The following is a 722-nucleotide window of genomic DNA, read 5'->3' as shown; positions in this document are numbered from 1 at the left end:
ACCCAGCAGGTAGATCTGCAATGTTGCCTGTGAGTGTGTTAGAGCCACTGATACTTAAATATGTCACCACAGCAGGTAGATCTGCAATGTTGCCTGTGAGTGTGTTAGAGCCACCGATACTTAATTCCGTCACCACAGCAGGTGCATCTGCAATGTTGCCTGTGAGTGTGTTAGAGCCACTGATATTTAATACCGTCACCCCAGCAGGTAGATCTGCAATGTTGCCATATATTGTATTTGTGCCAGCGATATAAATATTTGTTAAATATCTTGGCAATTGCTTTACATCAAACTCACAATGAAATCCTGCCCAATATATCCTTGTCCATGCATACAATTCCCCTATAATTCTAACCGTATATGTTCCAGTAAGCGTGTATGTTTTTGCAACACGCTGGTCACTTCCTGTAAAGGTAACAGTATTTGTTGTTCCATCGCCCCAATCGATTGTCATCGCATGACCAGCACGCCCGCTTACCAAAAAATAATAAGAACTCGTTCCGTCATCGATCTTATAATTAGCGGTGCTTGCATTTATCTTAAATGAAAATTCATAATTACGTTTAATAAGAATTTGCAAATTGTTGTCTGCATTAGCCCGGTCAGTTATTTCTTGTGTTATTTGTGCTTGTAACAAATTATCTTCATTAGCCCGGTCAGTTATTTCTTGTGTTATTTGTGCTTGTAACAAATTATCTTTAGCATCTACTTCTGATTTGTTG

The 722-nt window shown here is 39.2% G+C and carries 1 protein-coding gene; it reads right to left on the bottom strand.

Annotated features, from left to right (window positions below):
- Positions 1-637 (bottom strand): hypothetical protein (locus ACSSV9_RS14555; protein ID WP_437347989.1); only part of this gene is annotated, 637 nt, incomplete at its 3' end.
- Between the last annotated feature and the right edge of the window lie 85 nt (positions 638-722).

The organism is Melioribacter sulfuriphilus, assembly GCF_051488685.1.
Lineage (GTDB): Bacteria > Bacteroidota > Ignavibacteria > Ignavibacteriales > Melioribacteraceae > Melioribacter.
This window is presented reverse-complemented; position numbering and strand designations above follow the sequence as displayed.